Origin of the sequence: Streptomyces sp. NPDC051214, assembly GCF_040682375.1 — a bacterium.
GTDB lineage: Bacteria > Actinomycetota > Actinomycetes > Streptomycetales > Streptomycetaceae > Streptomyces.
The window spans coordinates 235025-260367 of the sequence record NZ_JBFBAT010000013.1 but is presented as its reverse complement, the minus strand read 5'-3'; the positions used below and the strand labels follow the sequence as shown (position 1 = coordinate 260367).

The 25343-nt window shown below is 70.2% G+C and carries 19 protein-coding genes and 1 pseudogene; 8 read left to right on the top strand and 12 right to left on the bottom strand.

The features are described from left to right. The first annotated feature begins 22 nt into the window (after nucleotides 1-22). Both AB0M70_RS31555 and AB0M70_RS31550 read left to right on the top strand, forming a co-directional pair. Nucleotides 23-2629, top strand: coding sequence for a DnaB-like helicase C-terminal domain-containing protein (locus tag AB0M70_RS31555; RefSeq protein ID WP_365825257.1), 2607 nt, complete (start codon nucleotides 23-25; stop codon nucleotides 2627-2629). Then, nucleotides 2629-3201, top strand: a complete 573-nt coding sequence (locus AB0M70_RS31550) for a hypothetical protein (protein ID WP_365825255.1) — start codon at nucleotides 2629-2631, stop codon at nucleotides 3199-3201. The genes AB0M70_RS31555 and AB0M70_RS31550 overlap by 1 nt, the downstream gene beginning before the upstream one ends. Before the next feature lie 260 nt (nucleotides 3202-3461). Here the strand turns inward: AB0M70_RS31550 and AB0M70_RS31545 are convergent, their stop codons facing one another. Continuing rightward, nucleotides 3462-3728, bottom strand: a complete 267-nt coding sequence (locus AB0M70_RS31545) for a WhiB family transcriptional regulator (protein WP_365825253.1) — start codon at nucleotides 3726-3728, stop codon at nucleotides 3462-3464. A 254-nt stretch (nucleotides 3729-3982) separates the two neighbouring features. Between AB0M70_RS31545 and AB0M70_RS31540 the strand changes: the two genes are divergently transcribed. After that, nucleotides 3983-4963, top strand: a complete 981-nt coding sequence (locus AB0M70_RS31540) for an SDR family oxidoreductase (RefSeq protein ID WP_365825251.1) — start codon at nucleotides 3983-3985, stop codon at nucleotides 4961-4963. A gap of 70 nt (nucleotides 4964-5033) precedes the next feature. Here the strand turns inward: AB0M70_RS31540 and AB0M70_RS31535 are convergent, their stop codons facing one another. After that, nucleotides 5034-6278 (bottom strand): helix-turn-helix transcriptional regulator, encoded by a 1245-nt coding sequence (locus AB0M70_RS31535; RefSeq protein ID WP_365825249.1) that lies wholly within the window; start codon nucleotides 6276-6278, stop codon nucleotides 5034-5036. Between the two features lie 204 nt (nucleotides 6279-6482). Between AB0M70_RS31535 and AB0M70_RS31530 the strand changes: the two genes are divergently transcribed. Both AB0M70_RS31530 and AB0M70_RS31525 read left to right on the top strand, forming a co-directional pair. Beyond that, nucleotides 6483-6854, top strand: a complete 372-nt coding sequence (locus AB0M70_RS31530; RefSeq protein ID WP_365825247.1) for a hypothetical protein — start codon at nucleotides 6483-6485, stop codon at nucleotides 6852-6854. 119 nt (nucleotides 6855-6973) lie between these two features. Then, nucleotides 6974-7120: a hypothetical protein gene (locus AB0M70_RS31525; RefSeq protein ID WP_365825244.1), complete on the top strand. Its 147-nt coding sequence runs from the start codon at nucleotides 6974-6976 to the stop codon at nucleotides 7118-7120. A 110-nt stretch (nucleotides 7121-7230) separates the two neighbouring features. On the opposite strand, the gene gdhA is transcribed toward AB0M70_RS31525, so the two are convergent. From gdhA to AB0M70_RS31510, 3 genes are all read right to left on the bottom strand, one after another. After that, on the bottom strand, nucleotides 7231-8589 hold the full coding sequence (gene gdhA, locus AB0M70_RS31520) for an NADP-specific glutamate dehydrogenase (RefSeq protein WP_365825242.1): 1359 nt from the start codon (nucleotides 8587-8589) through the stop codon (nucleotides 7231-7233). A gap of 267 nt (nucleotides 8590-8856) precedes the next feature. Further along, nucleotides 8857-9861: a MerR family transcriptional regulator gene (locus tag AB0M70_RS31515; RefSeq protein ID WP_365825240.1), complete on the bottom strand. Its 1005-nt coding sequence runs from the start codon at nucleotides 9859-9861 to the stop codon at nucleotides 8857-8859. Between the two features lie 3 nt (nucleotides 9862-9864). Next, nucleotides 9865-10551, bottom strand: coding sequence for a HEAT repeat domain-containing protein (locus AB0M70_RS31510; RefSeq protein ID WP_365825330.1), 687 nt, complete (start codon nucleotides 10549-10551; stop codon nucleotides 9865-9867). A 130-nt stretch (nucleotides 10552-10681) separates the two neighbouring features. Between AB0M70_RS31510 and AB0M70_RS31505 the strand changes: the two genes are divergently transcribed. Continuing rightward, a complete protein-coding gene (locus AB0M70_RS31505) occupies nucleotides 10682-11518 on the top strand; it encodes an LLM class flavin-dependent oxidoreductase (RefSeq protein ID WP_365825237.1) in 837 nt (278 codons plus the stop codon). 126 nt (nucleotides 11519-11644) lie between these two features. Continuing rightward, on the top strand, nucleotides 11645-12157 hold the full coding sequence (locus tag AB0M70_RS31500; protein ID WP_365825327.1) for a nucleoside deaminase: 513 nt from the start codon (nucleotides 11645-11647) through the stop codon (nucleotides 12155-12157). A gap of 105 nt (nucleotides 12158-12262) precedes the next feature. Here AB0M70_RS31500 and AB0M70_RS31495 read toward each other — a convergent pair whose 3' ends face one another. The 7 genes and pseudogenes from AB0M70_RS31495 to AB0M70_RS31465 all read right to left on the bottom strand — a co-directional run bounded on the left by AB0M70_RS31495 (nucleotide 12263) and on the right by AB0M70_RS31465 (nucleotide 23652). Next, complete coding sequence (locus tag AB0M70_RS31495) at nucleotides 12263-12715, bottom strand: cupin domain-containing protein (protein ID WP_365825235.1); 453 nt, start codon at nucleotides 12713-12715, stop codon at nucleotides 12263-12265. A 70-nt stretch (nucleotides 12716-12785) separates the two neighbouring features. Next, complete coding sequence (locus AB0M70_RS31490) at nucleotides 12786-14051, bottom strand: MFS transporter (RefSeq protein WP_365825233.1); 1266 nt, start codon at nucleotides 14049-14051, stop codon at nucleotides 12786-12788. A gap of 8 nt (nucleotides 14052-14059) precedes the next feature. After that, a complete protein-coding gene (locus AB0M70_RS31485; RefSeq protein ID WP_365825231.1) occupies nucleotides 14060-16654 on the bottom strand; it encodes an ATP-grasp domain-containing protein in 2595 nt (864 codons plus the stop codon). Next, nucleotides 16651-17607, bottom strand: a complete 957-nt coding sequence (locus AB0M70_RS31480; RefSeq protein WP_365825325.1) for a cysteine synthase family protein — start codon at nucleotides 17605-17607, stop codon at nucleotides 16651-16653. Before AB0M70_RS31480 ends, AB0M70_RS31485 begins: the two co-directional genes overlap by 4 nt. Before the next feature lie 30 nt (nucleotides 17608-17637). Next, nucleotides 17638-18873, bottom strand: a pseudogene (locus AB0M70_RS31475) (ATP-grasp domain-containing protein); the annotation flags it as partial. A 79-nt stretch (nucleotides 18874-18952) separates the two neighbouring features. Beyond that, on the bottom strand, nucleotides 18953-19561 hold the full coding sequence (gene epsC, locus AB0M70_RS31470) for a serine O-acetyltransferase EpsC (protein ID WP_365825228.1): 609 nt from the start codon (nucleotides 19559-19561) through the stop codon (nucleotides 18953-18955). 14 nt (nucleotides 19562-19575) lie between these two features. After that, nucleotides 19576-23652 carry an amino acid adenylation domain-containing protein gene (locus tag AB0M70_RS31465; protein WP_365825226.1) on the bottom strand — a complete coding sequence of 1359 codons (4077 nt, stop codon included), beginning with the start codon at nucleotides 23650-23652 and terminating at the stop codon, nucleotides 19576-19578. Nucleotides 23653-24645: 993 nt separating this feature from the next. Here AB0M70_RS31465 and AB0M70_RS31460 point away from each other — a divergent pair. Further along, nucleotides 24646-25332, top strand: a complete 687-nt coding sequence (locus AB0M70_RS31460; protein WP_365825224.1) for a phosphatase PAP2 family protein — start codon at nucleotides 24646-24648, stop codon at nucleotides 25330-25332. The last annotated feature ends 11 nt before the right edge of the window (nucleotides 25333-25343 follow it).

The following is a 25343-nucleotide window of genomic DNA, read 5'->3' as shown; positions in this document are numbered from 1 at the left end:
TGAGTTGAGAGAGGCTGTGGGGATGGACCAAGCACCCGAGAGCGAACGCGCCCCGGGCATCAGGAATGTGACCGAGGCGCGTGAGGAACTGCACGCCCTGGTGAAGCTGGCCGAGGGGCAGGACGCCAGGTCGACACTGATCGGCAATCGCGGTGTCCGCGCGGTGCTTGCCCCCTTGGACCGCTTTCCCGCCGCCCGGCGCCCGGAGAGCAACGGCCTTGCCAGTCACGCCCTGGGCGCGGCGCAGAAGGAACTCGGCGAGCTCGTCGCGCTGGCGGCGGGCGGGCAGCCCCAGGTGCTGCGCCGCTACGCCACCCCCGTGGCCGTCCTGCTGCCCGCGGACGGCCCCATCAGCAGCACCCCATCCGATGCGGCCGCCTCTGACGCGGCCCTGGCAGGAGGCGCGGTGAACACCCAGCCCACAGCACGCCGCAGGCTTGCCACGCTCGGCGACGCCATCGGCGATGTCTTCACCTCTGCCTCGGTGCCGGGCCTCTCGTTCGGCCTCGCCGGTCTGGACGACGCCACCGGTGGCCTGCACCCGGGGCGCCTGGTCCTGGTGGCTGCTCCGCCGCAGGCGGGCGGCAGCCTCATCGGTCTCGCCGCGGCCCGCCACACCGCACTCGTCCAGGGCGGCCGCGTCCTGTACGCGGCCTCTGGACCCAGCAGTGCCGACATCACCCGCCGCGTCATCGCCGCGGAGGCCGGCGGCGATTACGCACGCCTCAAGCGCGGCACCCTCACCCCCCACGAGCAGGACGTCGCCGACCGGCTGAGGCACGCACCGCTGCTCATCGACGACGGCACCGACCTGAGCGCACAGGCCATCGCGGAGACCGCACCGCTGGCCGACGACCTGGCACTCGTCGTGGTCGATCGCCTGCAGCGGGCCCCCAACCCGCGTCTGCCGTTGTCGGGAGAGCACCTCCCGCAAGCCGTCCAGGTCCTGGGCGAACTGGCCCGCACCCTTGATGTGCCGGTCCTGGTGGTCGTGGACACCGATGAGCCTGCCATCGTGAATCTGCTCGACGCGGACGTCATCCTCACCCTCACCCCGGGGGCATCCCTGACAGGTGTGACGGTCGCCGAACGGGATCTGGGCATCATCGGCCGCGCCCATCTGCGGCCCGACCTCGTCCATGCGCGATTCCTGGACGCAGGCCCCGCGGCCCCTGCTCCCGCGGCCCCTGCTCCCGCCGCCGAAGACCCGGTCGCCGTTTCCTCCGGCACGCTGGAGGAGAGGGGACACGACGCCGAGCGCGAACTGGCCGATGCCGGGCTCCCTTTCACCTCCGGCGCACTCAAGGGTCTGCCCGCCGAGGCCACCCGCCTGCTCGCGGCGCTGCGCACGGCCGTGGCCGACGGGGACGCGGGCGCCCTCGCGGAACTGCGCGGTCCGCTGCACGACCTGGCCGCCGCCGATCCGTCGTATCCGGACACCGCCCAGGGCCGACGGCTGGCCGACGCCCTGCACGCCTACACCACCACGGGGCCCGGCTCCGCCACTGAAACCGCGGCAGCGGTGGAGCCCACCGGCGGCGAACCGACTCAGGCGCATGCCGAGCGACCGGCCGAGACGCTCACCGAATCCCCGACCGAACAAAGCGCCGAGGCCGACGACGAGGCCGATGACGACACCGACGGCCTGGCACCGGGGGACGAGGAGGACGAGCCCGAAGGAGTGGTCTTCCCCGCGCTCGTGATCCTCAAGGACGCGGTCGCCCGGTCGAAGATGCACCCCATCCAAGCCATCCGTACCGAGGAACGCGACAGTGGCCCCTGGCCTCTGATCAGCGAGGACATGGACGGTGAGCCGCGCTGGGTCCACCCCGAGGTCACCAGCGAACGCGTCGCCCACATCAACGCGAACGGCAAGCGTGTCAGGCGTGACCAACTCTTGGTGCCCGACTCGTTCGGCGACGGCGTGATGTGTCTGATCGACCGCAACGGCTCCTACCCCTCCGCCTGTTCGGCCGTCCCGCTGGCCCCGAACAAGCTCCTGCACACCGGCCCCCTCGAGGCGTTCGACAAGGCCCAGGCCGGTATCTACCTCATCGACATCCCCCAGTGGGATCACCCCGCCATGCCCCACCCTCTGGGGCGGGTCGTCGAGAGCGCCGACGAGCACGGCCGTGTGTGGGTCACCACGCCGCACATCCGGCAGCTCGAACGGCTCATCCGCGAGGGGCACATCGACACCCCGCTGACTTTCCACGACTCCTGGACCGGCAAGGCCAACGAATCGCTCTTCAAGCCCTTCTACACGGCCGCCCGCGAAGCACGTGCCGAGCTCGTCCAGGACGGTGGCGAGCCCTACAAGGCGTACAAGACGCGGCTGTCGATCGCGCTGCGTCTGCTGTGGCCCAAGCGGGAGGAACAGCGTTCGCCGTTCTGGCGCCCCGACTGGCGCATGAGCATGGTCGCCGAGGCGTCCGTACGCCACTGGATCACGGCCTTCAAGGCGGTCCAGGAAGGCCACCGGCTCATCGCCCTGCGCAACGTCGATGCGGCCGTCTTCTTCATGCCTGACGCCACGCCTCCCGCCCCCTACCGGGTCGGGACCGGCTTCGGCGAAGTGAAGGTGAAGTTCGTCCGACGCGGCGAGATCATCCCCGAGGGTGAGGACTGATGGCCGGCCCCACCGGGCACGGTCCTTCGCTGGGCGGTGCCCTGGGTGACCTGTTGCGCGCCCAGGTCACCCCGCGCCACCGCCTGTCCTCCTACACCGCCCGGCACTGGCACGCCCAGCTCAGCCACCTCACCAAGACCCACCGCGGCTACCGGATCCTGGAGGACGCCGGGCTGCACGTCACGACCAAGACCCTCGTCAACTGGCTGTCGGACCCCGAGTACAGCGTCCGCCGCAGCTATCGCGATGTGATCCACACCGCCTACGAGAACGCCGCCTTCGTCCCCGCCGAACCGATCCCCGCACAGGTCAAGAACGGCCAATTCGAGATCAGCGGCACGGTCAAGACCGGTGCCGACGAACGCGTCCGCGGGACCAGACGGGCCGCGCCCCTGCGGATCGACGGGCGCCGGGGGCACTGGGACGACATCGAGACGCTCTGGGCGGCGGGCGAGCTCACCGACGAAGCGTTCGAGGATCACTTCATCGACGACGTCATCGTCGAGGACATCGGCGAGGGCACCGACGGGTGGGACTTCCCCGGAGCCTCGTACGCCGTTGAACTCAGGTGAGGCCTGCGTTCAGGTGAGGGCCTCGCCGTACGCGATCCCTTTCAGCGGCCGCCGCCGCTGAGCAGGCGACGTCCTCGTGACCGGCTTACGTTGAAGGCCCAGGCCCCCGCGTCAGAACCGTCAGAGGGGCTCCCCGGAAGGAGAGGCCGTCGTGGCTGACAAGGTGGGCCGGAGAAGGTGAACGGCAGGCCCGCGTGCCGTGGCTCGGCCCGGCAGCGGCACGGGCGGCACCAGGATCTGCCGCCGTCGCCGCCCGTGGGTCAGGTTCTGGCCGGAGTTCTGCGGGCCGCGGCCCTGTTCGCGTTGCGTCGCCGCCTCGACCGCTCGTCCTCGCCCATTCCGCCCCACACACCTGAGGCCTGCCCCGTCTCCAGTGCCCAGTTCCGGCACCGGTCGAGGACCGGGCAGCGATGACACACCCGCTTCGCGGCGAGCAGGTCCTCCTCGGCGGGGCCCGACGTGCCGACCGGGAAGAACATCTCGGGGTCTTCGTCAGCACAGGCGGCTTGCCGCCACCACAGCTCCATGACGCCTCCTTGCGGCGCCGGATCACGACCGCGCCGCCAGATTGGTTGTGTTGTGTCCACGCTCAACTCAGGGCCGGGTTCCCTGGGCACACCGGGTGAAACAGAAGGCACACGGGTAACGCCCGGCACGCCAGAGGGCAGATCCAGAAGGCGGACCCGGAAGGAAGATCCCGATGCCGCGCGGGTCGAAGCGTTCCGACGGGGAACCCGGCGACGACCGAGACGCCATCCGAGGAAGGGAGCGCAGAGCGCTCATGGCACACACCACCGAAGAATCCTTGGCAGGGCAGACCGCGCTCGTCACCGGAGGGTCGCGGGGACTTGGTCTGCTGATGGCCGACCGGCTGGCTGCCCGCGGCTGCACAGTGATCATCGCTGCCCGTGACGCCGATGAGCTCGCGGCCGCCCAGAAGAAGCTGCTCCACCGCCGGCCCGACGTCGCCGTGCACACCTCGGTCTGCGACGTGCGCGACCAGGAGGCGGTGCACGCGATGTTCCGGGCCGCCCACGACGCCTGCGGCGGGCCGGACATCGTCATCGCCAACGCCGGCGTGATCCAGGTGGCGCCGGTGGAAGCCATCGGCGCCAAGGAGTTCAGGGACGCGATGGACACGATGTACATGGGGGCCGTGCACACCTGCCTCGAAGCGCTTCCCTACCTCAGGGAGAGCGAGCAGGGAGGGCGGCTTGGCGTCATTTCCTCGGTGGGCGGGCTCATGGGCGTGCCCCACCTGCTGCCCTACGCCGGTGCCAAAGCTGCCGCGGGTGTCCTCGCGGAAGGCCTGCACGCCGAAGCCGCCGCGAGCGGTGTCAGCGTCACCGCGGTGTACCCGGGGCTGATGCGGACCGGGTCGCATCTGCAGGCCGAGTTCGGCGGCGTACGCAGCAAGGAGTACGGCTGGTTCTCCGCGGCGGCGGGGGCGCCGCTGGTCTCGATGAACGCGCAGCGCGCTGCCGAACGCATCGTCAAGGGCGTCGTCCGGCGCCGTACTCGGCTGGTCCTGACGCCCCTGGCTCGTGCGGCCGACCTGGCCCATGGCCTGGCACCCGCCGTGACGACGCGCCTCAACGGCGTGGTGGCACGGCTGCTGCCGCAGGCCCCCTCCGGACGCCCGCGGCTGCGACGCGGCGCCGAGGTCGACCCGCCGAAGGGAGCGGTCAGCGGCCGCTTCCAGACATGGGGGAGCGCGTTGAACGAACGTGCCGCTGACGCCTACAACGAACGCGAGAGCTGACCCATGGGCGGCCCCGACGAAACTCCGGGCCGCTTCGGATACCACCAAGGCCCGGTCTCGGGCGGCAGCCTCAGTCGTACTCTCGGAGGGCGGCCGCCAAGTGGTGTCCTTCCTTGGACGCTTGACGTATCAGCACAGCAGCAGTGGCGTGCAGTTCGTTCCATGAATGCGGGCGCCCGATGTCGGCGGCGTCGGGGACGCTCGCCACCGCGACCGATGCCGCTTGTGCCGCCTCTCCGGCGCCGGCCAGAGCGTGAGCGAGGCAGGCCCGGTACCACGTCTTGTCGCGTCGGTACTCGTCCGGCAGCGCTTCGAGCCCGGCCGTGATCTGGTCCGCCGCTCCCTGCCAGTCACGCAGGTGCAGTGCTGCCATGCCACGTTGAAGGGTGAACCATGTCTCGTCGTAGAAGTACATCCAGACCGGCTCGTCCTCGGGGTGCTCGGAGGCTCGACGGATGAGCACCTGGGCTTCGTCGAGGAGACGGCGGGCATGATTGGCCTCGCCTTCGAGCGCTTGCCCTCTGGCCGCCATCTGCGCGGCCATGCCCTGCACTCCGAGAGACGTGCCCGGCGCAGACCAGCGGGCGGCCTCCGCGAGACGGACGCACCTGGTTCCGCGGCCTCCCGACCATGCCATGTGTGCCTTCATGCTGAGCGTCGTGGCCGCCATGTCGGCGTCCCCTGCCTCCAACGCCCACTCGTGCGAACGGTCGTACCAAGCCAAGGCTGCGGCGGTCTGTGCCTGGTCCTGGGACATCCACGCAAGGAACTGCGCGTGTTCGGAGGCGAGCCGTACGACGCGGTCGGCGAGCGGGCCCCGCGCACCCGCGTAGAGGTCGACGACCGTGCGGAGTTGCTGGCGCATCACGCCGACGAGCGGCCGTGACCCGATGTGGTCCTCCGCGCGACGGTGCTCGGCGAGCAGGCGGTCAAGCCAATCGAGGGTGGCCGCGTCGACTCGATGGGAGGAATCGATCACGCTCGTCACGCGGGTCAACAGATCCTCGTCCGGCGTGGCCCCCGGAAGCGAAAGCCCTGGAACCGGGGTCTCTGTCAAGCCTGCTACGGCCTGGAGTTCGGCCGGAATCCCGAGCCCGGCCACGATGCGTTGCCGTACCTCGACGGAGGTGATCCGGCGACGCTCACGCTCGATGTCGGACACGTCCGACTGCGCGAGGCCGATCCGTTCCCCCAGCTTCGTTTGACTCAAGCTGGTGAGCTTGCGATACGTGCGGAAGACGGCGCCCCAGTCCTCGCCGGCGACCGCCGTTGCCAGCTGTGGGTGGGACCACAGGTTTCCGGGAGTGTCTCCCATATCTCCAATATAGGGCCGGTCCATAGGGCCGTGGGATGGGATCAACGAGTGTTCGGCGTAAGGGTCTTGCTGCACAAGTTCCCCCGCGACCGCAATGGACGGGCCCGGGGGCGTGGCCCGCAACCCAGAAGGGGGTTGACGACATGACTCAACCTGTCGGCAGACTTCGAGCGATGTTCCTGTGGCAGAGGGCGGGGTGAGGGCGTGACGATCACTACGCGCGCCGTGCGACTGCTTCCTTGGTCTGCCCCCGATGGCAAGCCGTGCTACCTGTCCAGCGATGGGTACGGCTATGTGACCCGCGTGGCGGACAACGTCGAAGCGGTGCAGCTTGGCATGGCGGGTGACCTGCTCGATCATGTCGGCGAGCTGCTCACCGACGGGGAGGCCACTCCTGATCAACTCCGGTTCGCGCTGGGCTGTATGAGCCAGGCACTGCGCGACACGAAGCGGATCGCGGACAGCAGGGGCACGCGGCTGCCCGTGCCGGACGACGATCCCGGCACTGTCGATGAGGAGGAGGACGATTCCGGCGGCGGAGAAGGTCCGTGGCTACCGGCCGAGGCGTTCGGATGAGCGCGGGCGGACTCCCGCGCAGGATCTACCGCTTTGCCGGGTGGACACTGAGAGCCGAGCAGGAAGCGACCGTGCGTCACGTCGGCAAATGTCTCGCCTGCTCGGAACGATGCGTCGACATGGAGGCAGGAGAAGATGCCCAACTGTGGTGTCTGAAGCACGCGGGGGCGACCGGGCACAGGGGCTATGAACTGGAGGCGTTCCAGTTCTTCACCGCCGCCATGGCTGAGCCCGGCCCGGCGCGGAAGCCCACGACGCCCATGTGACCTGCCCTGAGCAACTGTCGGCGGAGACTTCAGTCTCAGGGTGGCTGAGCCGGGCGCCCCGGCCAGTCGTCCCGGGCGCCCCGCTCCTCGCTGCCGTCAAGGCACCGCGTTCAGATCACGCCCTGGGCCAGCATCGCGTCCGCGACTCGCTCGAAGCCTGCGATGTTGGCGCCTGTCACGTAGTTGCCGGGGGCGTCGTAGCGCTCGGCGGTCTCGTGGCAGGTGGCGTGGATGTCGTTCATGATGTGCGTCAGCTCTTCCTCGACCCTTGCCGCCGTCCACGACGTACGGGCGTGGTTCTGGGCCATCTCCAGGGCGCTGACCGCGACGCCGCCCGCGTTGGCGGCCTTGCCGGGCCCGAAGGCGACGCCGGCCTGCTGGAACAGGCGTACCGCATCGGGGGTCGTCGGCATGTTGGCGCCCTCCGAGACCACCTTGACGCCGTTGCGGATCAGGGCGGCCGCGTCGTCGGCCTCCAGTTCGTTCTGCGTGGCGGACGGCAGCGCGATGTCGGCGGGGACCTCCCAGACCCGGCCGCCCGGGACGAAGCGGGCCGAGGCGCCCCGGCGTTCGGCGTAGGTGTCGACCCGGCCGCGCTCGACCTCCTTGATCTGCTTGAGGAGGTCGAGGTCGATGCCCTTCTCGTCGACCACGTACCCGGACGAGTCCGAGCAGGTCACGGCGTTGGCGCCGAGGGCGGCCAGCTTCTCGATGGTGTAGATGGCGACGTTGCCGGAGCCGGAGACGACCGCCGTACGGCCCTCCAGGTCCTCGCCGCGCTCGCGCAGCATCGCCGCCGCGAAGAGGACGTTGCCGTAACCGGTGGCCTCCGGACGGATGAGCGAGCCGCCCCAGCCCTGGCCCTTGCCGGTCAGGACGCCGGCCTCCCAGCGGTTGGTGATGCGCCGGTACTGGCCGAACAGGTAGCCGATCTCCCGGCCGCCGACGCCGATGTCACCCGCGGGCACGTCCGTGTGCTCGCCGATGTGCCGGTGCAGCTCCGTCATGAACGACTGGCAGAAGCGCATGACTTCCGCGTCGCTGCGGCCGTGCGGCTGGAAGTCGCTGCCGCCCTTGCCGCCGCCGATGCCGAGGCCGGTCAGCGCGTTCTTGAAGATCTGCTCGAAGCCAAGGAACTTGATGACGCCGAGGTTCACCGACGGGTGGAAGCGCAGGCCGCCCTTGTACGGGCCGAGCGCGCTGTTGAACTCCACCCGGAAACCACGGTTGACGTGGACGCGCCCCCGGTCGTCCTGCCACGGCACCCGGAACAGGATCTGCCGCTCCGGCTCGCACAGCCGCTCGATCAGGCCGGGCTCGGCGTACTCGGGGCGGGCTGCGATGACCGGCGCCAGCGTTTCCAGGACTTCGTGTACGGCCTGGATGAACTCCGGCTGGGCCGGGTTGCGGTGCTCGATCTCGCCGAGCAGCTGCGCGAGCGTGGTCTTCGTCTCGGATCGCGTGGTCAAGGGAGCCCTTTCTGGCACGGCTGACACCGGGAAAGCGGTACGGAGTGCGCCGCGCAGTGGTGGCGTACTCCGGTCCAATCCGGTCGGGACGCTCGGCGCCGTTGCCGCGCGCGTGACACTCATGTATGACGCGCATGTAAACACACTGACCAGCATCCGGGTCCAGGGTGCGACCACGATGCGAGATCAAGTGAGAGCAAGTGAGAGCAAGCGAGATCAGGTGCGGTCGCCCGGCGTCTTCTGCGTACGCGGCCTCCGGGCCATCTCTCACCGCGCCTCGCGCAGCTGGAGAAGGTAGGCCGCCGTCACCGCCACGGCGCGGTCCTCGTCGTGGGAGAGCTCGACGAGGGCGCGTGATGTCGTCGTGCCCGGAATGCCCGCCATCGCCTGGGTCAGCCGGCCGCGTGCGGGCGCGCTCGTGGTGGCGTCGGCGAGGCGGTCGACGAGCGTGGTCGCGATCTGATCCGCCCTCGCGGAGTCGCTCGCCAGCACGCTCAGCACATCGGCCGCGTCGGTGTCGTTCCTGCCGTCGACGATCATGTCGATGAGCGTCGGGATCGCAGCGGCCGCACCCCGTGCGCCGAGCGCCAGAGCCGCAGGCCCGCGGACCGCTTCGTCAGGGCTCGCAAGGGCTTGTCGCAGCAGTGCGGCGGCCTCGTCGCCGGGCATTTCGGCGAGGGACCGAACAGCACGTTCCCGTACCGCGGCCGTCGGCGAGTGAAGGCCCTCCGCCAGCAGTGCCACACCGTCCGCGCCCGATCGGGCCAGCGCCCAGCGAAGGGCCCCGGCGACGTTCGGATCCGTCTCGCCGAGAGCCGCCTCGACCAAGGCCTCCACCGGCACCGGAACCTCCTCGTCCGAGGCGAGAGCCGCACGCTGGCGCGCGCTTGCGCTCTGCGAGCCCAGTGCCTGGAGCAGCGCGACGACCTGAAGGACGTCCTCCCAGTCGGCGGGGTCCGCGGCATCGATCCGGCGCAGCCGTGTGAGCAGCTCGGTCTCCGCCGCGATGCGTTCGCGTGTCCGCAGGACGAGGTCCCCGACGAGCGCCGATGGCGTGAAGCCGGGCTCGTCGAGAGCGCGCCCGATCTCCCGCAGCGAGAGTCCAAGGGACCGCAGGCTCTCGACATGGAAGATCCGCCGGATGTCCTGCCCGGAGTACTCCCGATAGCCGGAACCGGTACGGCCGGAAGGCCGCACCAGACCGAGCGACTCGTAATGCCGCAGCATGCGGGCACTGACCCCGGACCGTCGCGCCACCTCACCGATCAACACGCTTCATTGTCCCTCCGGGCCGCCCCCGCCGAGGGCCACCACACGCTTCGCCTCCTCGATCGCGAACTCGAACCCCGTGTCCGGGTCGCGCAGCAGCCGGGTCGTGGCCAGTGCGTGCGTACGCGTGCGCGGGTCCGCGGCCGTCGCCGCGGCGTGCAGTGCCGGCTGGATCGCTTCCCCCAGCGCGACCAGGGCCCGGCTGAGGCTCAGCTGCGTCTCCCGCTCACCGCGCCCGAGTTGCGTCGCGAGGACCGTGGCCAACGCGGCCTCCTCGCCTTCCGGTACGAGGATGACCGCGGCCCGCCAGGCGCTGCGCGCCACCTCCACCTCGGGGTCGGACAAGAGCGCCCCCGTGATCGCCGGCCACGCCCGCCGGTCCCCGATCTTCGACAGCGTGTGCAGCGCCTGGCTCCGGGCCTGTGCCCGCTCCGAGCGGAGCTCGCGGAGCAGCTCGGGCAGCGTCAGGGCGACCGGATGGCGGGTGAGCGCCCAGGTCAGCATGTCCCGGACGAAGAATTCGGGCTCGATCGCGCACCGCTCGACGAGCGTGGCGACGAAGCGCGGGTCCGGCGCCGTGCCGACCGCCAGAGCGGCTCGCAGGCGCACCGACGAACGCCCGTCCTCCAGCCCGCGCAGCGCTCGTAGCGCCTCCGTGTCGAGTGCCTTTGTGTCCTGTCCCGTGACCGTCATCGAGATCGCCTCCTCGCCGATCAGTGAAGACCTTGCCACCGTGTCAAGGTCAAACAGGGGCACATGGCCGTGGCTCGACGGGCAGGCAGAGCAGGCACGTTGAACGGCGCTCATTGCTAGGCTGACGCCCATGCGGATGGGCGTGAACGTTCCCAACTTCGGGCCCGGGGCGAATCCCGATCACTTGGCTCGTTGGGCCGAGACCGTGGAGGGCCTCGGCTTCGATCTGCTGATGATGTCCGATCACGTGGCGATCACGCCGGACGTGGCCGAGCAGTACCCCCCGCCTTTCTACGAGCCGTTCACCACGCTCGCCTGGATGGCCGGGCTCACGAGCGAGATCAAGCTGGGCACGACCGTCCTCATCACCCCCTACCGGCACCCTCTGCTGGTCGCCCGCATGGCCGCCAATCTGCAGCAACTCAGCGGTGGCCGCCTGGTGTTAGGGGTGGGGGTCGGCTGGGCCCGGGGGGAGTTCGAGGCCCTCGGTGTGCCCTTCGAACGGCGCGGCGCGCTGACCGACGAACATCTGCGCACGCTGCGCACCGCGTGGGAGAACGACGCCGACTATCGGTGCGGGCAGATTCCGCTCTGGATCGGCGGCAACAGCGACGCGGGCATGCGCCGGGCCGTGCGTTTCGGGGCTCCCTGGCATCCGCTGGGATTCACGATGCCCTGGTTCAGGGAGGCGCTGCCCCGCCTGAAGGGGATTTCCGCCCAGCTCGGTCGGCCCGTGCCGGGTCTGGCGCCGCGGATTCGGCTCAACCTCACGGATCAACCGGTCGACCACCCCGATCGCCGCGCCGGGGAAGGCACCCTGGAGCAGTTCCTCGAGGACGTCGAGGAACTGCGCCTGGCCGGTGCCGACAGCATTCTGCTCGACCCGTACCACGGCGATCCGGACGAGACCCTGCGGCCCGAGGTGGCCTGGCAGGCGCTGGCCACCGTGGCCGCACACCGGCGCTAGCGGAATCCCACCGGTAGCGGAATCCCTCCGGCAGCTGCGTCGAGACGCCGGAATTCAAGAACACCGACGGACAGAGAGGGAGCAGCAGTGGCACCTCATGACCACCACCTTTCCGGAGCCGACGCCGTGTCGGCCGGCACGACGGTCACCCGGGCCGATCTGCCCTATCTGCGTCGCTGCATCGAACTGGCGGCGGAGGCGCTCGATGCCGGTGACTGGCCGTTCGGGTCCGTGCTCGTCGACGCGGGCGGCACGATCAGGGCCGAGGACCGCAACCGCGAGTCCACGACCAAGGATCCGACGGCGCACCCGGAGATCGCGCTCGCCCGCTGGGCCGCGGCGCATCTGACGCCCGACGAGCGGGCCACGGCGACCGTCTACACCTCGGGGGAGCACTGCCCGATGTGCGCGGCCGCGCACGGGTGGGTCGGCCTTGGCCGCATCGTGTACGCCAGCTCATCCCGGCAGGCCCGGGAATGGAAGGCCGAGTGGGGCGTGCCCCTCACCTCGCCCCTGAGCCCGCTGAGCATCCAGGACGTCGTACCCGGCCTGGAGGTGGCCGGCCCGGTGCCGGAACTTGCCGATGAGGTGCGGGAGTTGCAGTGGCGCTTCCGTAAGAGCAAGAGCGCGGAGGACTGAGGGCGGGGCAGCCAGTCCCAAGGCCCGGCAGCGTGGTGCGCTGCCGGGCCCCGGCTTGTCCCATGCGTGCGCGGATCGGGCTCCGCGGAGTCGCGGCACGTGGCGTCAGACCATGAACTGGTCGTACTTCGCCATGTGTTCGCGCAGTTCCTCCATGCTGGGGTTGCGCCCGTTGGCCGTCAGGCGGCCAAGGCCGCGGAAGTAGTCCTCGCGGTCGTAGATCGGGTAGAACATGATCAGCAGGGTGGCGTCCTCGGTGCCCCGGTTGGTGAAGCCGTGCGGCTCGCCCTTGGGGACGTAGGCGAACGCGCCCGGCTCACCGACCACCTTGCGGTCGCCGATGGTGAACTCGATCTCGCCCTTGACCACGTAGAACATCTCGGTGGACTGCTTGTGGATATGCGGGGACGCGCCCTTGGCCTCCGGAGCCATGTGATGCTCGAAGAAGCCGAACTCGCCGTTGGAGTCAGGTGTGGTGAGCTTCAGATACGTCCTCTTCGTGTCCCGGATGTCGACGTATTCGCCTTCACCAGCGGGGACGTACAGCGGAACAGACACTTTTCCCTCCAAAGTGATGTTCGAGGTGACGCTTTGTTGAGCCGCACACCGGACCGGTGCGCGGAGGTGATCACGTGGCCTCGGCCAGGGCCGGGTCCTGTTGCGGCGGGCGGTTCGCCTGTGCCTGCGCCCAGCGGCCGATGACCGGCGCCGCCAGGCCACATGCGGCGAACAGTGCGGCCAGGACGACCCACCCGGTGGTGCCGGTGGTGATGACCAGGCCGATCAGGAGCGGTGCGGCGATCTGCTGGACGGCCACGCCGAGCCAGAAGACCGACAGGTAGACGCCCTCCTGGCCGGGCGCCGCGAGCAGATACGACCCGCCCCAGCCCCCGGCGGACTGGAACAGCTCGCCCGCGGTCAGCGCGACCATGGCGAGCAGCAGCACGCCGACGGCCACGACGACGGGCGGCTTCGGTGCCGCGACGAGCAGCAGGCAGCACGCCGCGAGGGCCAGACCGGCCCGCACCAGCGCCCGTGCCGAACCGGCGATGGTCTCGGTGCCCCGGCTGGCGCGGACCTGCAGGGCGACGGCCAGCACCGTATTGACGGCCACCAGGGGCGAGATCACCGCGGCAGGGGCCTCGGTGTGCTCGACGATCCACAGGGGGATGCCGATGCTCAGCAGGGTCATGTGCATGGTGAGCACCGCGTTGATCCCGGTGAACGACAGGAACGGTTTGTCGCGCAGCGCGTCGACCGAGAAGCGCCGCCGCAGGCTCTTCGCCGGCCCGCCGAGCAGCGGCAACCGGTGGGCCAGGAAGGCGAGTACGGCGAACGAGACGGCGTTGAGCAGCAGGATCGCTCCATAACCGGCGCGGGTGTCGATTAGCAGGCCGACACCGCCGAGCAGGGCGCCGACGGTGAAGCCGACGTTGCGCAGGGACCGCAGGACCGCGACCACCCTGACCCGGTCGTCGGTCGCCGTCACCTGTCCGACCAGGGCCTGTTCCATCGGCGCCGCCGCCTTGTCGGCCAGGCCGAGCAGGCACACCACCGCGAGGAACTGCCACAGGTTCTGGACGAAGGGGTAGAGCACGAAGCAGGCGCAGCGCCACAGGCTCACCCCGACCAGAACCTTCTTCGGGCCGATCCGGTCGGCCAGGATGCCGATCGGTACCGCCGTGGCCAGAGCGATCGCGGCGGACAGGGTCAGACCGAGACTGAGTTCGCCCACCGACAGACCGACGGACCGGGTGATGAACGGTACGGAGACGGCCAGGAAGGCGCCGGTGCCGACGGCGTCGATCATCGCCATCACGGACAGGCGCAGGCCGACCGGGCCTCCGGGGACGGACCTCGGCCATCCGCGGACGCGCTGCCAGAGGACAGACATCTGCTTCCTCACTGTGTGGTGATGCGGACGAGGGCGTCGGCGGTGAGGACGCGTCGCTGCGCGGTCTCCGCGTCAGGACCGGTGGCGATGATGTGTCCGGCGCGGTCCCAGGAGGACGCCCACGGCCGGACTTCCTGGCCTGCCTCGACGTCGACCTCCACCTCCCGGACACCGGGCAGGACCCGTGCCGCCACTGTCCCGGCGACCGCCGTGACGGTGCCCGGCTCGGCGGCCAGGAAGCGGATCGCCGAGGTCTGTTGCGCGGTGCGGGGGAGGACGACCGTGCGGCCGGCCAGCAGGTCGATGAGGGCCAGCCTGATCCGTGTGCCGTAGGCCAGGTCGTTCAGGTCGATCAGATAGTCGCCGGGGCAGCGTCCCGCGCATTCCACCAGCGCCGGACCGGACCCGGTCAGGATCCACTCGGCGTGCAGGATGCCGGTGCGGTAGCCGGTCGCCGTGACGAGCGCACGCATGGCCGTCTCGAACGCGGCCTGTGTGTCCTGCTCGAGCGGTGCGGGCAGCAGGTGACCGAGTTCCACCGGGTACGGGCCCGGGATCACGGTCTTGGCCGTGACGTTGTGAAAGATGATCTCGCCTTGCCGGACCAGCGCCTCGACGCTGTACTCGGGCCCGCGCAGGCGTTCCTCGGCCAGGAAGCGCCAGGTCAGGCTCCGGTCGGGCACCTGCTCGTACTCGGCGGCGGACGAGGTGCGCTCCCACGCCCGCGCCGCGCTGGTCGCGTCGACCGAGTCGAGGAGCTGGACGCCGACGCTGGCCTGCCGGTTGGCCGGCTTGACCACGACCGGGCCGCCGTCGGCGAAGTCGAGGATGTCCGCGGGGCCGTGCACCTCGCGCCAGCGCGGCCCGCGGACGCCGCCGGCGTCGCAGACCTCGCGCAGCCGGACCTTGTCGCGCAGGGCTTGCGCGGCCTGTTCAGTCGCGCCCGGAAGGCCGAGCTTCTCGGCAAGGGCCGCCGCCGCGGGCACCGCGTACTCCAGGCCGGGCACGACCGCGGACACCGGACGCTCGGCCTCCAGCGTGGCGGCCAGGTCGAGGGCCCCGGAGGACTGCTGGTAGCTCGCCGGGATGATGCGGTCGAGGCAGCCGAAGCGCGCCGCCGCGTCGCTCAGTTCCCGTTTGCGGATGATGTCGGGTTCTTCGAGGACCACGACGGACCCCTCGGGCACGCTCCCGTCGATGGCGCGTAAGTAGGCCGCGTTGTAGCCGACGAACACCACCCGGGGGTCGGTGCCGGGGGTGGTCATGGCCACCTTCTGGTCGGTCATGACGGCCTCCTGGCCGTTGATGCGGGTATGTAGGGGTGCGGGCGGCTGTTGGGCCCGGCCGTCCGCTCGTACGGGCGTTCCGTCGATGACGAGCTCGATGGCGGCGAGCACGTCCGCGCACCGGGTACGGGCCTGCTCGGGAGTGGCGCCGGAGACGATGACGTGCCCCTGGCGCCCCTTGGAGTCGCGGACCTCCGCCACGGTGTCGCCGGGGCGCAGCCGCAGGGTCAACTCATCGACGTACGGCAGCCTGCGGACCTGCTCCAGGCCACGGACCTCGTCGACGCGGCCGGGCGGGAAGGTGAAGAACCGCACGGCTGCCGTCGCCGTCGGCTCCGGCACGTCGACCGGTGCGCCCGCGAGGCCCGCGAAGATCGCCTGCTCGATGTCGAGGCCGCCGGCCAGTTCGACGAGCCTCGGGATCCGGTCGCCGCCGAGGCGGGCCTGCGACTCGACGATGCGCGGGCCCTGCGGCGTCCAGATCACCTCGGTGTGCGCGGGGCCGAAGCGGTACCCGCACAGGGTGAGGAAGCGGACGGTCAGTTCTTCGATGGCCTGCTCGCGGGCCGGGGGAAGCGGTGCCGGATGGACGTGCCCCACCTCCACGAACAGTGGCGGCGCGCCCAGAAGCTTCTCGGTGATGCCGACGACGTGGTGCCTGCCGTCCTGGCTCAGCGTCTCCACGCTGTACTCGGGGCCGCGCAGATACTCCTCGACGAGGAAGGGACCTTCGTAGCCGTACGCGTCGACGAGTTCCGTCCAGGCCGCCTGGTCCCGCGCCTCCTGCCACAGGAACACACCGCGGCTGCCGGCGAGTGCGACCGGCTTGACGACGGCCGGACGGCCGATCCGCTCGACGGCGGCCGGCACGTCATCCCGGGTCGGGGCCAACTCGTAGGCCACCGGGGACAGTTCGTGCCGTGCCAGCAGATCCCGCATCGCGTGCTTGTCGGCGAGGCAGCGAATCGCCGCGGCCGGGTTCACCTCGGCGTGCAGGTCCTCGGCCACCTCGTGGGCGGTGACCATCGTCTCCTCCCGCCCGATGTGGTAGATCACCGAGGCGTGGTGCTGCCGGGCCACCTCGCGGATGGTGTGCCCAAGGAGCACCGGGTCCTGGAAATCGGTCGTCACGAACAAGTCCGCCAGGGCGTGCACGTCGTCGAGATACTCCGGCGTCTGCAGCCGCGGATCCCAGATCGCGCCGACCCAGAACCCCGCGGCCTGCGCCTTGCGCACGAACTGGCGGTAGGGCATCACCATCAGCAGGCGCGGCCGGTCGTCGGGGGGCAGGCCCGTGGCGGGCCGGGGCGCCGTCATCGTGCACCGCCCGGTGCCGTCGCGCTCTCGCGGCCCAGCAGGCTCAGATAGCGCTCGCCGGTGTCGGGCAGGAGCGTCACGATGCGCCGGCCACGGTAGTGCGGGCGGGCGGCCAGGACGCCGGAGGCGTGGACGACCGCGCCGCCCGAGACACCGGCCAGCAGACCGGCGTGCCGTGCGAGCCGCCGGGTGGTGTCCATGGCATCCGCGTCGGACACCGTGATCACCTCGTCGATGAGGCTCTGTTGCGTCGTCGGCGCGATGAAGCCGCCGTTGAAGCCCGGGATGCCGTGCGTGCCGGGCCTGCCGCCGGACAGCAGCGGCGAGCCCGCCGGCTCCACCGCCACGATCCGCACCGCGGGGTGACATTGGCGCAGATAACGCCCCGCGCCACTGAGCGTACCGCCGGTTCCCACGCCGCAGACCAGCATGTCGATCCGGCCGTCGGTGTCGTTCCAGATCTCAGGTCCGGTCGTCTCGTAGTGGGCCCGCGTGTTGTCCGGGTTGTCGTGCTGGCGGCAGAACCACGACCCAGGAGTCTGCCGGTGCAGTTCCTCCGCCTTGTCGACCGCTGCCTGATAGCCGCCGGTATGCGGGGTGCGCACCACCTCGGCGCCGAGCGAGCGCAGCATGGCCACGCGTTCGCCGGTCGCGTTGTCCGGCAGCACGATCACGCAGCGGTAGCCGCTGACTGCCGCCAGCGCGGCCAGCGAGATCCCGGTGTTGCCGGAGGTCGCCTCGATCACGGTGCCGGTGCCCGGGACGAGCAGCCCCTGTTCCTCGGCGCCGCGCAGCATCGACAGGGCGGCCCGGTCCTTGCTGCTCGACCAGGGGTTGAACAGCTCCAGCTTCGCCAACACCTCGGCATCGGCCGGGGCGCCGTCCACGATCCGCTCCATCGGCAGCCGCAACAGCGGTGTACCGCCGATCAGGTCGGACAGGGAGTTGGCTATCGGACGCCGGGAGACCGGCTCGGTCCGGATGCCGATCTCCTGGGCGGCGGCCTCCGCGGTGCGCGCCGCCAGCTCGGCGCTCTCGGCCACCACGAGCACATGACCGGCGCGATCGCCGTTGCGGCGCAACTCGCGCACCACGGAGCCCGGGGTGGGCTTGACGACGACTTCCTCGACGCCGGGCAGCGCGGCGGCGCGCTGCTGTCCGGTCACCGACACCACCCGGCCCGGTTGCGCGGTCAGATAGCGGATGGCGGCGCCGCCCACCGGCCGGAGGGGAAGTACCGGGGCCGGCAGCGGCTGGCCGAGGTACTGGCGGGCCACCAGCTCCAGGGACTTGATGCCCAGGGCCCGGTCGACCAGATAGGTGATCTTTCCGCCGGCGGGCCTGGGGTTGATCTCGATGAGCTTGGGTCCCGACGCGGTCAGCTTGACCTCGACATGCGCCATGCCCAGGTCGAACCCGACCGCGCGCAGCGCCTGCACGGCCAGATCACCGCAGGCACGCACGAGCGGCTCGGGCAGACGCGAGGGGAAGGTGTGGGCCAGCTCGACGAAGTAGCCGATACCCACGACCGACTTGTCGGTCACCCCGAACACCTCGTACCGGTCGCCGTCGGCAAGGACCTCGACGCTGACCTCGGGGCCGCTCAGATACTCCTCGACCATCAGCTCGTGATACCGGGCCTGACCGCGGGTGTTCTGCGCACGGGACTGGATCAGGGCGACATGCTCGGCGGCCTGATCCGCGCTGTCCACGAGGCGGACGTCGGCGCTGCTCGTCTCGTCGGCCGGCTTCACCACACAGGGAAGGCCGACCTCCGCCGCGGCCTTCGCCGCCTCGGCGGGCGTGCCCACCGTGCGGAACTCCGGTATGGGAACGCCGAGGTCGGCGCAGCGGCGGCGCATCAGCGCCTTGTTGCGGGCGGTGGCGACGCCGTCGACGCTGACGGTGGGGAGCCCCAGGTGGACGGCCACCTCGGCGGCCACGACCACGTCGTACTCGGCCAGGGTGAGGAAGGCGTCGAAGGGATGCTCGGCCGCTGCCTCGTGGACATGCGGCAAGAGCTCCTCGAAGACGTTCGTCTCGCACTGGACGATGTCGTCGACGTAGCGGTCGAAGTAGGCCGGACCGCCCGGGACTTCGAGATAGCGGTCCAGGTCGCGGGTGAAGAAGGTGACGCGGCAGTCGAGTTCCTTGATGATCTGCAGGCCCTCGAAGCCGGAACCGGAGAGATTGCTCTCCAGGACTCCGACGTGAATCATGTGTGCCTCCGTTGGCATTCCGGCGCGCGGCCGGTCGAAACAGCGAGTGATGGGCGAGCTACGGGTGGGGGAGCGGTCGTCACCAGCACCCGGCGGTGGCCAGGGTGCGCAGCAACTGCTCCGAGGCCGCGCGCTCCGCGGCCGACAGCGGTACGACGACTCCGGCCGCGGGAGCCGTCACGCGGGCCCGGGGCGGTACATCGCCCAGGACCAGCGAACCGGCGCCGATCAGCGCGTCGGCGCCGACGGTGACGGGGCCGAGGACGATCGCGTTGGTGCCGAGCACCACCCGGTCGCCGACGACCGGATGGCGCCGGGCGCCGGGCTCGCGCCGCTCGTCCCGCCACCAGCCGACCGCGCCGAGGGTGACCTGGTGGAAGATCGTGACGTCGTCACCGATCTCGGCGGTCTCCCCGATGACGACGGCGGCCCCGTGGTCGATGAACACGCGCCGGCCCAGGCGCGCACCCGGGTGGATCTCGATGCCGCCGGTCACCGCCCGCGCCAAGTAGGCCAGGGCGCGCGCGAGTTGACGGTGGCCGCGCATGTAGAGGACGTGCGCCGCGCGGTGGGCCCACAGGGCCGGAAGGGCGGGGTGCAGCAGTGCCTCGGCACGGGTGTGGATCGACGGGTCCCGGGCCACGATCATGGCGAGGTCCTGCCCCATCCGCGTGAGTGTCCTGCGCATCTGGTCTACCCGCCTCAGTAGTTCGGACTTTTGACGAGATGGCCGGGGTCCTCGACGATCTCGGGGATGTAGACCCGCTCGTTCCACACGTCCTGGGCCACGGGTTCGAGGGCGATGGAGACGACGTCCTCGTCGACCGCGAAGGCGGTCCTGACCGCGCGGGTGATCGCGTCCACCAGGGCCGATATCTGGGCCTCCTCGAGGTTGTCCGGGAAATGCTTGATGTTGACGTGGGGCACTTGGATGACCTTCCTGGAGAGTCGAGCGGCCCGGAGGGCGGCGACGAGTTCGTCCACCCCGCCGGCACGCAGCAGTGCGTAGTGGTCGGCCCGCAGCCGACTGATCCTGGGATGCGTGCTCGCCAGTGCGGGGTCGCGGTCGATGAAGGAGTCCTGGTCGCCCGCGGCCCGCAGGACCGTGACCGGCGCCGAGAGCCGGTGCCCGGCCACGTCATGGGAGGCGTACTCGAACAGGAACGTCGTGCGCACCACGTCGACGATCCGGCGCACCAGTTCGCGGTCCAGATGCTCGAACCGGTCGCAGACGCAGGCGATGAAGGATTCCTCGTCGTGGGTCGACGCCAGGCATCGGGCGACGGCCGCCGGTTCGAGGTTCGCGGCGAACACGGAGTAGAGGATCGAGACGAAGACGGGGTCGGTGAAGCCGACCGTCGGCTCGCTGAGCGCTCCCGCGCGGGCTTCCACGGGCGGTTTGCCGGGTGCCAGGAGGATCACCTCGTCGACCCGCTCCCCGGCCCGCTCCAGCTCGCGGGCCACCGCGAAGGCCACCCGCGATCCGAAGGAGTAGCCCCACAGGGTGTAGGGGCCGGCCGGCTGTGCCTGCCGGATCAGCTCGATGTCCTTGGCGACCATCTCCTCGAACGTCGGGTAGGCGCTCTCGCCCGGGTTGATGCCGTGGGCCTGGACGCCGAGGAACGGCCGGTCGAGTGCAAGGCGGCCGGCCAGCAGCCGCAGACTCATCGGGTAGCCGCCGAGGCCGGGCCAGCAGAAGACCGGCCGGCCGCCGTCCGCGCCGCGCAGCCGCACCAGGCGCGAGAGCGCCGTGTCCGGGGCGCGGTCGACCAGCCGGGCAAGGCCCGCGATGGTCGGCGCGTCGAAGAGGACCTGGAGCGGCAGCGAGCTGCCCAGTTCCCGGTTGATCCGGCCGACCAGGTTGACCGCGGTCAGCGAATGACCCCCGACGGCGAAGAAGTTGTCCCGGATCGAGACCCTCTCCTGGTGCAGCACCGCGCACCACAGCGCGGCGATCGCCTCCTCGGTGGGCGTGCGCGGCGGTACGACCGGCGCGTCGGCGTCGTCGACGGCGGCCTTGTCCTGCTCCCGCAGGGCCTGGTGGTCGATCTTGCCGTTGGGGGTGAGCGGGAAGGAGTCAAGGACGGTGACCCGGTTGGGCACCATGTACGGCGGCAGCGATTCGGCGAGGTTGTCCTTGATGATCTCGGCGGGCCCCCGCATGTGGACGGAGTCCTCCTTCATGCCCTCGCTGAGCCGCTGCTCGGCACTGATCCGGCCGCCGACGGCGAAGTAGGAAGCCGTGTCCGGGCGCGAGGCCCCGTCCGGTCGTGAGCCCAGCAGGTCCGCGATGCGCCGGGCGGAGGCGAGGGGGTTGCCGGTCTCCGAGCTGTAGCCGGAGGACATCAGACCCAGACCGAGGTCGTTCATCTGCAGGCGTTGCAGCTCCCGGCCGAGGTCGGCGTAGCGCTGCCATGGTGAGGGCGCGCTGCCGATCAGGCTGATCCCGAAGCTCGACCGTGCGTAGACCTCCTGGTTGATGGCGATGACGTCCTGCTTGCGGATCAGACCGTCGGACACCGGCACCAAGTCCCCGTCGCGATACCGGTACTGGCCCTCGGCCAGATCGGTGACGCGTCCGGGATGGGCCTGCACATACAGCTCGACCGGGTCCGGCACGGCCGGGGCCGCGGCCGTCTCCACCTCGTACGTGCCCAGGTAGAGGTCCTCCTCCGGGCAGCGCAGGACACCCTTGAGCCCGGGCTCGTCCGCGCGGGCGTTCACGCGGAGCCCGTACGCCGGGAGCACGTGGTCGAAGAGGCCCACCATGTGACCTGATTCGAACCGCAGGACTTCCTGGATGTTGTTCTGGTAGACCGGCTCGATGGCCGACCGGCGCCCCACGAAGTGGATGCGCAGCCGGGGCCTGCCACCGGGAGCGGGAGCGATCAGCGTGAGGCGGTGGTGCACCGGGTGGTAGTAGTAGTGGCCCGCCTCCAGACCGGCGATGCCGGACAGCTCCAGGTACAGCTGGGTGGCGTACAGCGAACCGGGTGAGGCGTAGCCGTACTTGGGCAGCAGCCGCTCGGCGCTGGGGAACTGGCCGAAGTGGCGCAGCAGCGAGCCGAGTTCGGACAGCGTGAGGGTGTCCGGACGGCGCGGCGCTGCCGGGCGGTCCGCCGGGCGGGCGAGCAGGGCCAGGAGGTCGTCGCGGGTGACGGGGCCGCCCTCGTAGAACCGGTAGGTCTTGCGGGCGAACACCGTACGCCGCTGCCGGGCCGTCGGCGTCCGTCCCGGCAGCTCGACGACAGGCAGGCCCTCGTCCTGGCGGGTACCCAGGTTGCCCAGCTGCGCCTTGAGCTGGAGCTTGCTCTGCTTGGACTGGTGATGTGCGCCGTGGTTGCCCTGGTCCATCAGCGCGGCCCGGTCCGGGTCGAGCTCCACGAAGGCCACGAGATTGGCGCCGGTCCGCGCGTCGTCTCGCACCAGGACGACGGCGGACTTGACCCAGTCGTGCTTCTCGACGGACACCTTGATCTCGTCCAGCTCGACCCGGAAGCCGCGCAGCTTCACCTGGCTGTCGGTGCGACCGAGGAACTGTACGGTGCCGTCGTCGTTCCGGCGGGCCAGGTCCCCGGTGCGGTAGAGACGGGTGGGGCGGGAATCGCCGGTGGATGGATCGGTGAACGAAGCGGTGACGAACCGCTCGGCGGTCAGTTCGGGGTTGTTCAGGTAGCCGCGAGCCAACTGCCGCCCCGCTATGTACAGTTCACCGGAATCGCCGACGGCGACCGGCCGGCGGGCCGGGTCGAGGATGTGGAAGGTCATGCCGCGCACCGGCCGGCCGATGGACACGTGGTCCGGGCCGTTCTGTACGGCATCCCGGTCCACGCGGTGGGACGAGGCGTTGATGGTGCACTCGCTCGGGCCGTACAGGTTGACCAGTTCGCAGCCGGGCAGCGCGTCGAGCAGCTCGGTGGCCAGGTTCTTGGTGAGCGCCTCGCCACCGCTGAACACCCGGGTGAGCGAGGTGCACTGGGACAGCCGGCCGGTGTCGGCCAGGGCCTGCAAGAGGGTGGGGACCCCCTGGAGGGTGGTCACCCCGTTCGCCAGGATCAGGTCGACGAGGCCTCCGGGGTCGGCGTACACCCCCGGTTCGCTCATCACCACACCTGCGCCGCAGGCCGGGGCGAGGATCTCCCACTGGGCCGCGTCGAAACTCAGCGGTGTCTTCTGCAGCACCGTCCTGGTCCGGTCAAGGCCCTGCTCGTCGGCAAGCCAGCGCATCTGATGGACGATGCTGTGGTGCTCGATCCCGATGCCCTTCGGGTTTCCCGTGCTCCCCGAGGTGTAGATGACGTACGCGAGGTCGTCGTCCCGTACCGGCTCCGCACACAATGTCTCTGTCACCGTCGCAGCGTGGGAGCGTGCCTGGGCGAGGGTGACGATCTTCGTGCCCGGCGGTGTCATGGCGGCCAGCCGGGAGACCAGGGACTCTTCCGTCAGGATCACCTTGGTCCGTGAGTCCGTGACCATGTAGCGCACGCGATCGTCCGGATACTCGGGCGACAGCGGCAGATAGGCCGCACCCGCGCCAAGGACACCCCAGACGCTCACCATGAGGTCGACGGAAGGCTGCATGAAGATGCCGACCGGTTCATCCGCCGACGCGCCGAGGTGCCGCAGGCGCTCCGCCATGTTCGCGCTCTGCTCACCGAGTTGCCGAAAAGTCAGTCTCTTTGCGCCGCAGGTGACGGCGATCCTGTCGGGCTGGGCGACCATGGCCGCGCGCAGCATGTCTGGCAGGGACAATTCCTTGGGCCCCGTGGGCTTCGTCATCATTCTCTGACCTGGAATCCGTTAACTATGGGGGTGCGTCATTGGAAAGGCTTCGCCGGCCTACGCGTAAGCCGGGCGCGAAAGGGTCATGCCGAAATGGCAGCCGGAATCGGCCGTCGGCCGCTGACCGTCGTGCGAAAGCAGCCAGGGAGGGCTGGAATCAAAGAAGGCGCGACGAAGGGCGCTTCGGTGCGCGTGTTTCGTCTCACCCGGAAAGCGCGCCGGCGCGCACACGGTGCATGCCGGAGGGAAAGAAGTCGCGACTGCGCGCGGTTCCCCGTCAGCGCTCAGAAGGCCTCAGCAGCGTCGGACTATGAGCTGAGTCACCTCGAGAAGGTTCTCGAACATACCTTTACACTCTCCCCGTTTTGACCGGCCGGTCTGGGATCAAGCGGTACGGGCCAAAAGGTCCGAACCTGCATTTGTGATCCTGGTCGGTCATCTCTTACCAAGCGCTCACACTAATGACTGAGAACACTCCTTGTAAAACATTAACTTTGTTACAGAGTACGGGAGTTGGCCGGACAGTACGGGTCCCGAAACGTCGATCGCCATCCGGTTCGCCTCTCTCCGAGGACGCACGGGCACGCCCGCAGGGGAAACAGTCCGTCGGCTTTACAGACGTCAGGTTCCGGCAACCGGCGCCCAGTTGGCCGATAATGAGGGTTGACCCGATGGGTGATGCCGTGCGCTCCGGTCACTCCGTGCTCGGCACGCACAGGGAGCGCAATTCTTCTGGACGAGGCCCCGATTAGGTGATGCCCGAAGCCATCTGATCGAGCCAGCCCGAACCACGTACTGAGCCCGGGTAATCCAGGTATCGATTCTGCCCGAACCAGGTATTGGACACCTCACACTCCGGGTGCGGCCAATGTCGCTGTGGAGCGGCCGGGTTGTTGGTTAGGGTGCCGCTGGACGGGGAGTCGGAGACAACGGGGGGCTCGCATTGGATCGCCTGGGCAAAAGAGCGGAACTCCGCGTCGGCAGGCGCGGGTGACCGGCCGGCCGACGCCCGCGGTGCCGGTCCCCGCGCTGCGCGTGTGGCTCGGGCTCACCGCGTTGCTCGCCGCGGCCACAGTCGTCGCGCTCGGGGTTCTGTACGCAGGGCACAGCGAGCCCGGCAGGGTGGACAGGTGGTTCGTCGAGCCGACGGCCGACAGTGTGCGGCCGCCGTGGCGGTACCTCGCGCTGGCCGTCGATTTCCTGGCGGAGCCCATCGGCGCGGCCATGGTGATGATCGCCGCCGTGACGGGATGCCTGCTGCTTCGGCTGCCTCGGGGAGCGGTCCTCGTGGTGGGCGGTGTCGGCATGACCGTCGTGACGACGACAGTGATCAAACCTCTGGTGGGGCGCAGCATCCACGGCGCCGACAACCTGTCCTACCCGAGCGGGCACACCGCCTTCATCACCGCGCTCGCCCTGGTGGTGGCGCTGCTCGCGACCGGCAGGCTCGGCCTGGGCAGGACTGCGGGAGCTCTGCTGATGCTCGCCGCGACCGTGGTCGCCGGAGCCGCCATGGGCTGGGCGCAGGTCGCGCTGAGCGCGCACTACGCGACCGACGTCCTCGGCGGCTGGTGCACCGCCCTCGCGGTGATTCCGCCCACGGCATGGCTGATCGACCGGTCAGCCGACTCGCTGGCCGACCGGTCGGCCGACGCCGAGCGGCGCGAGCGCCGCTGACATCACGTCAA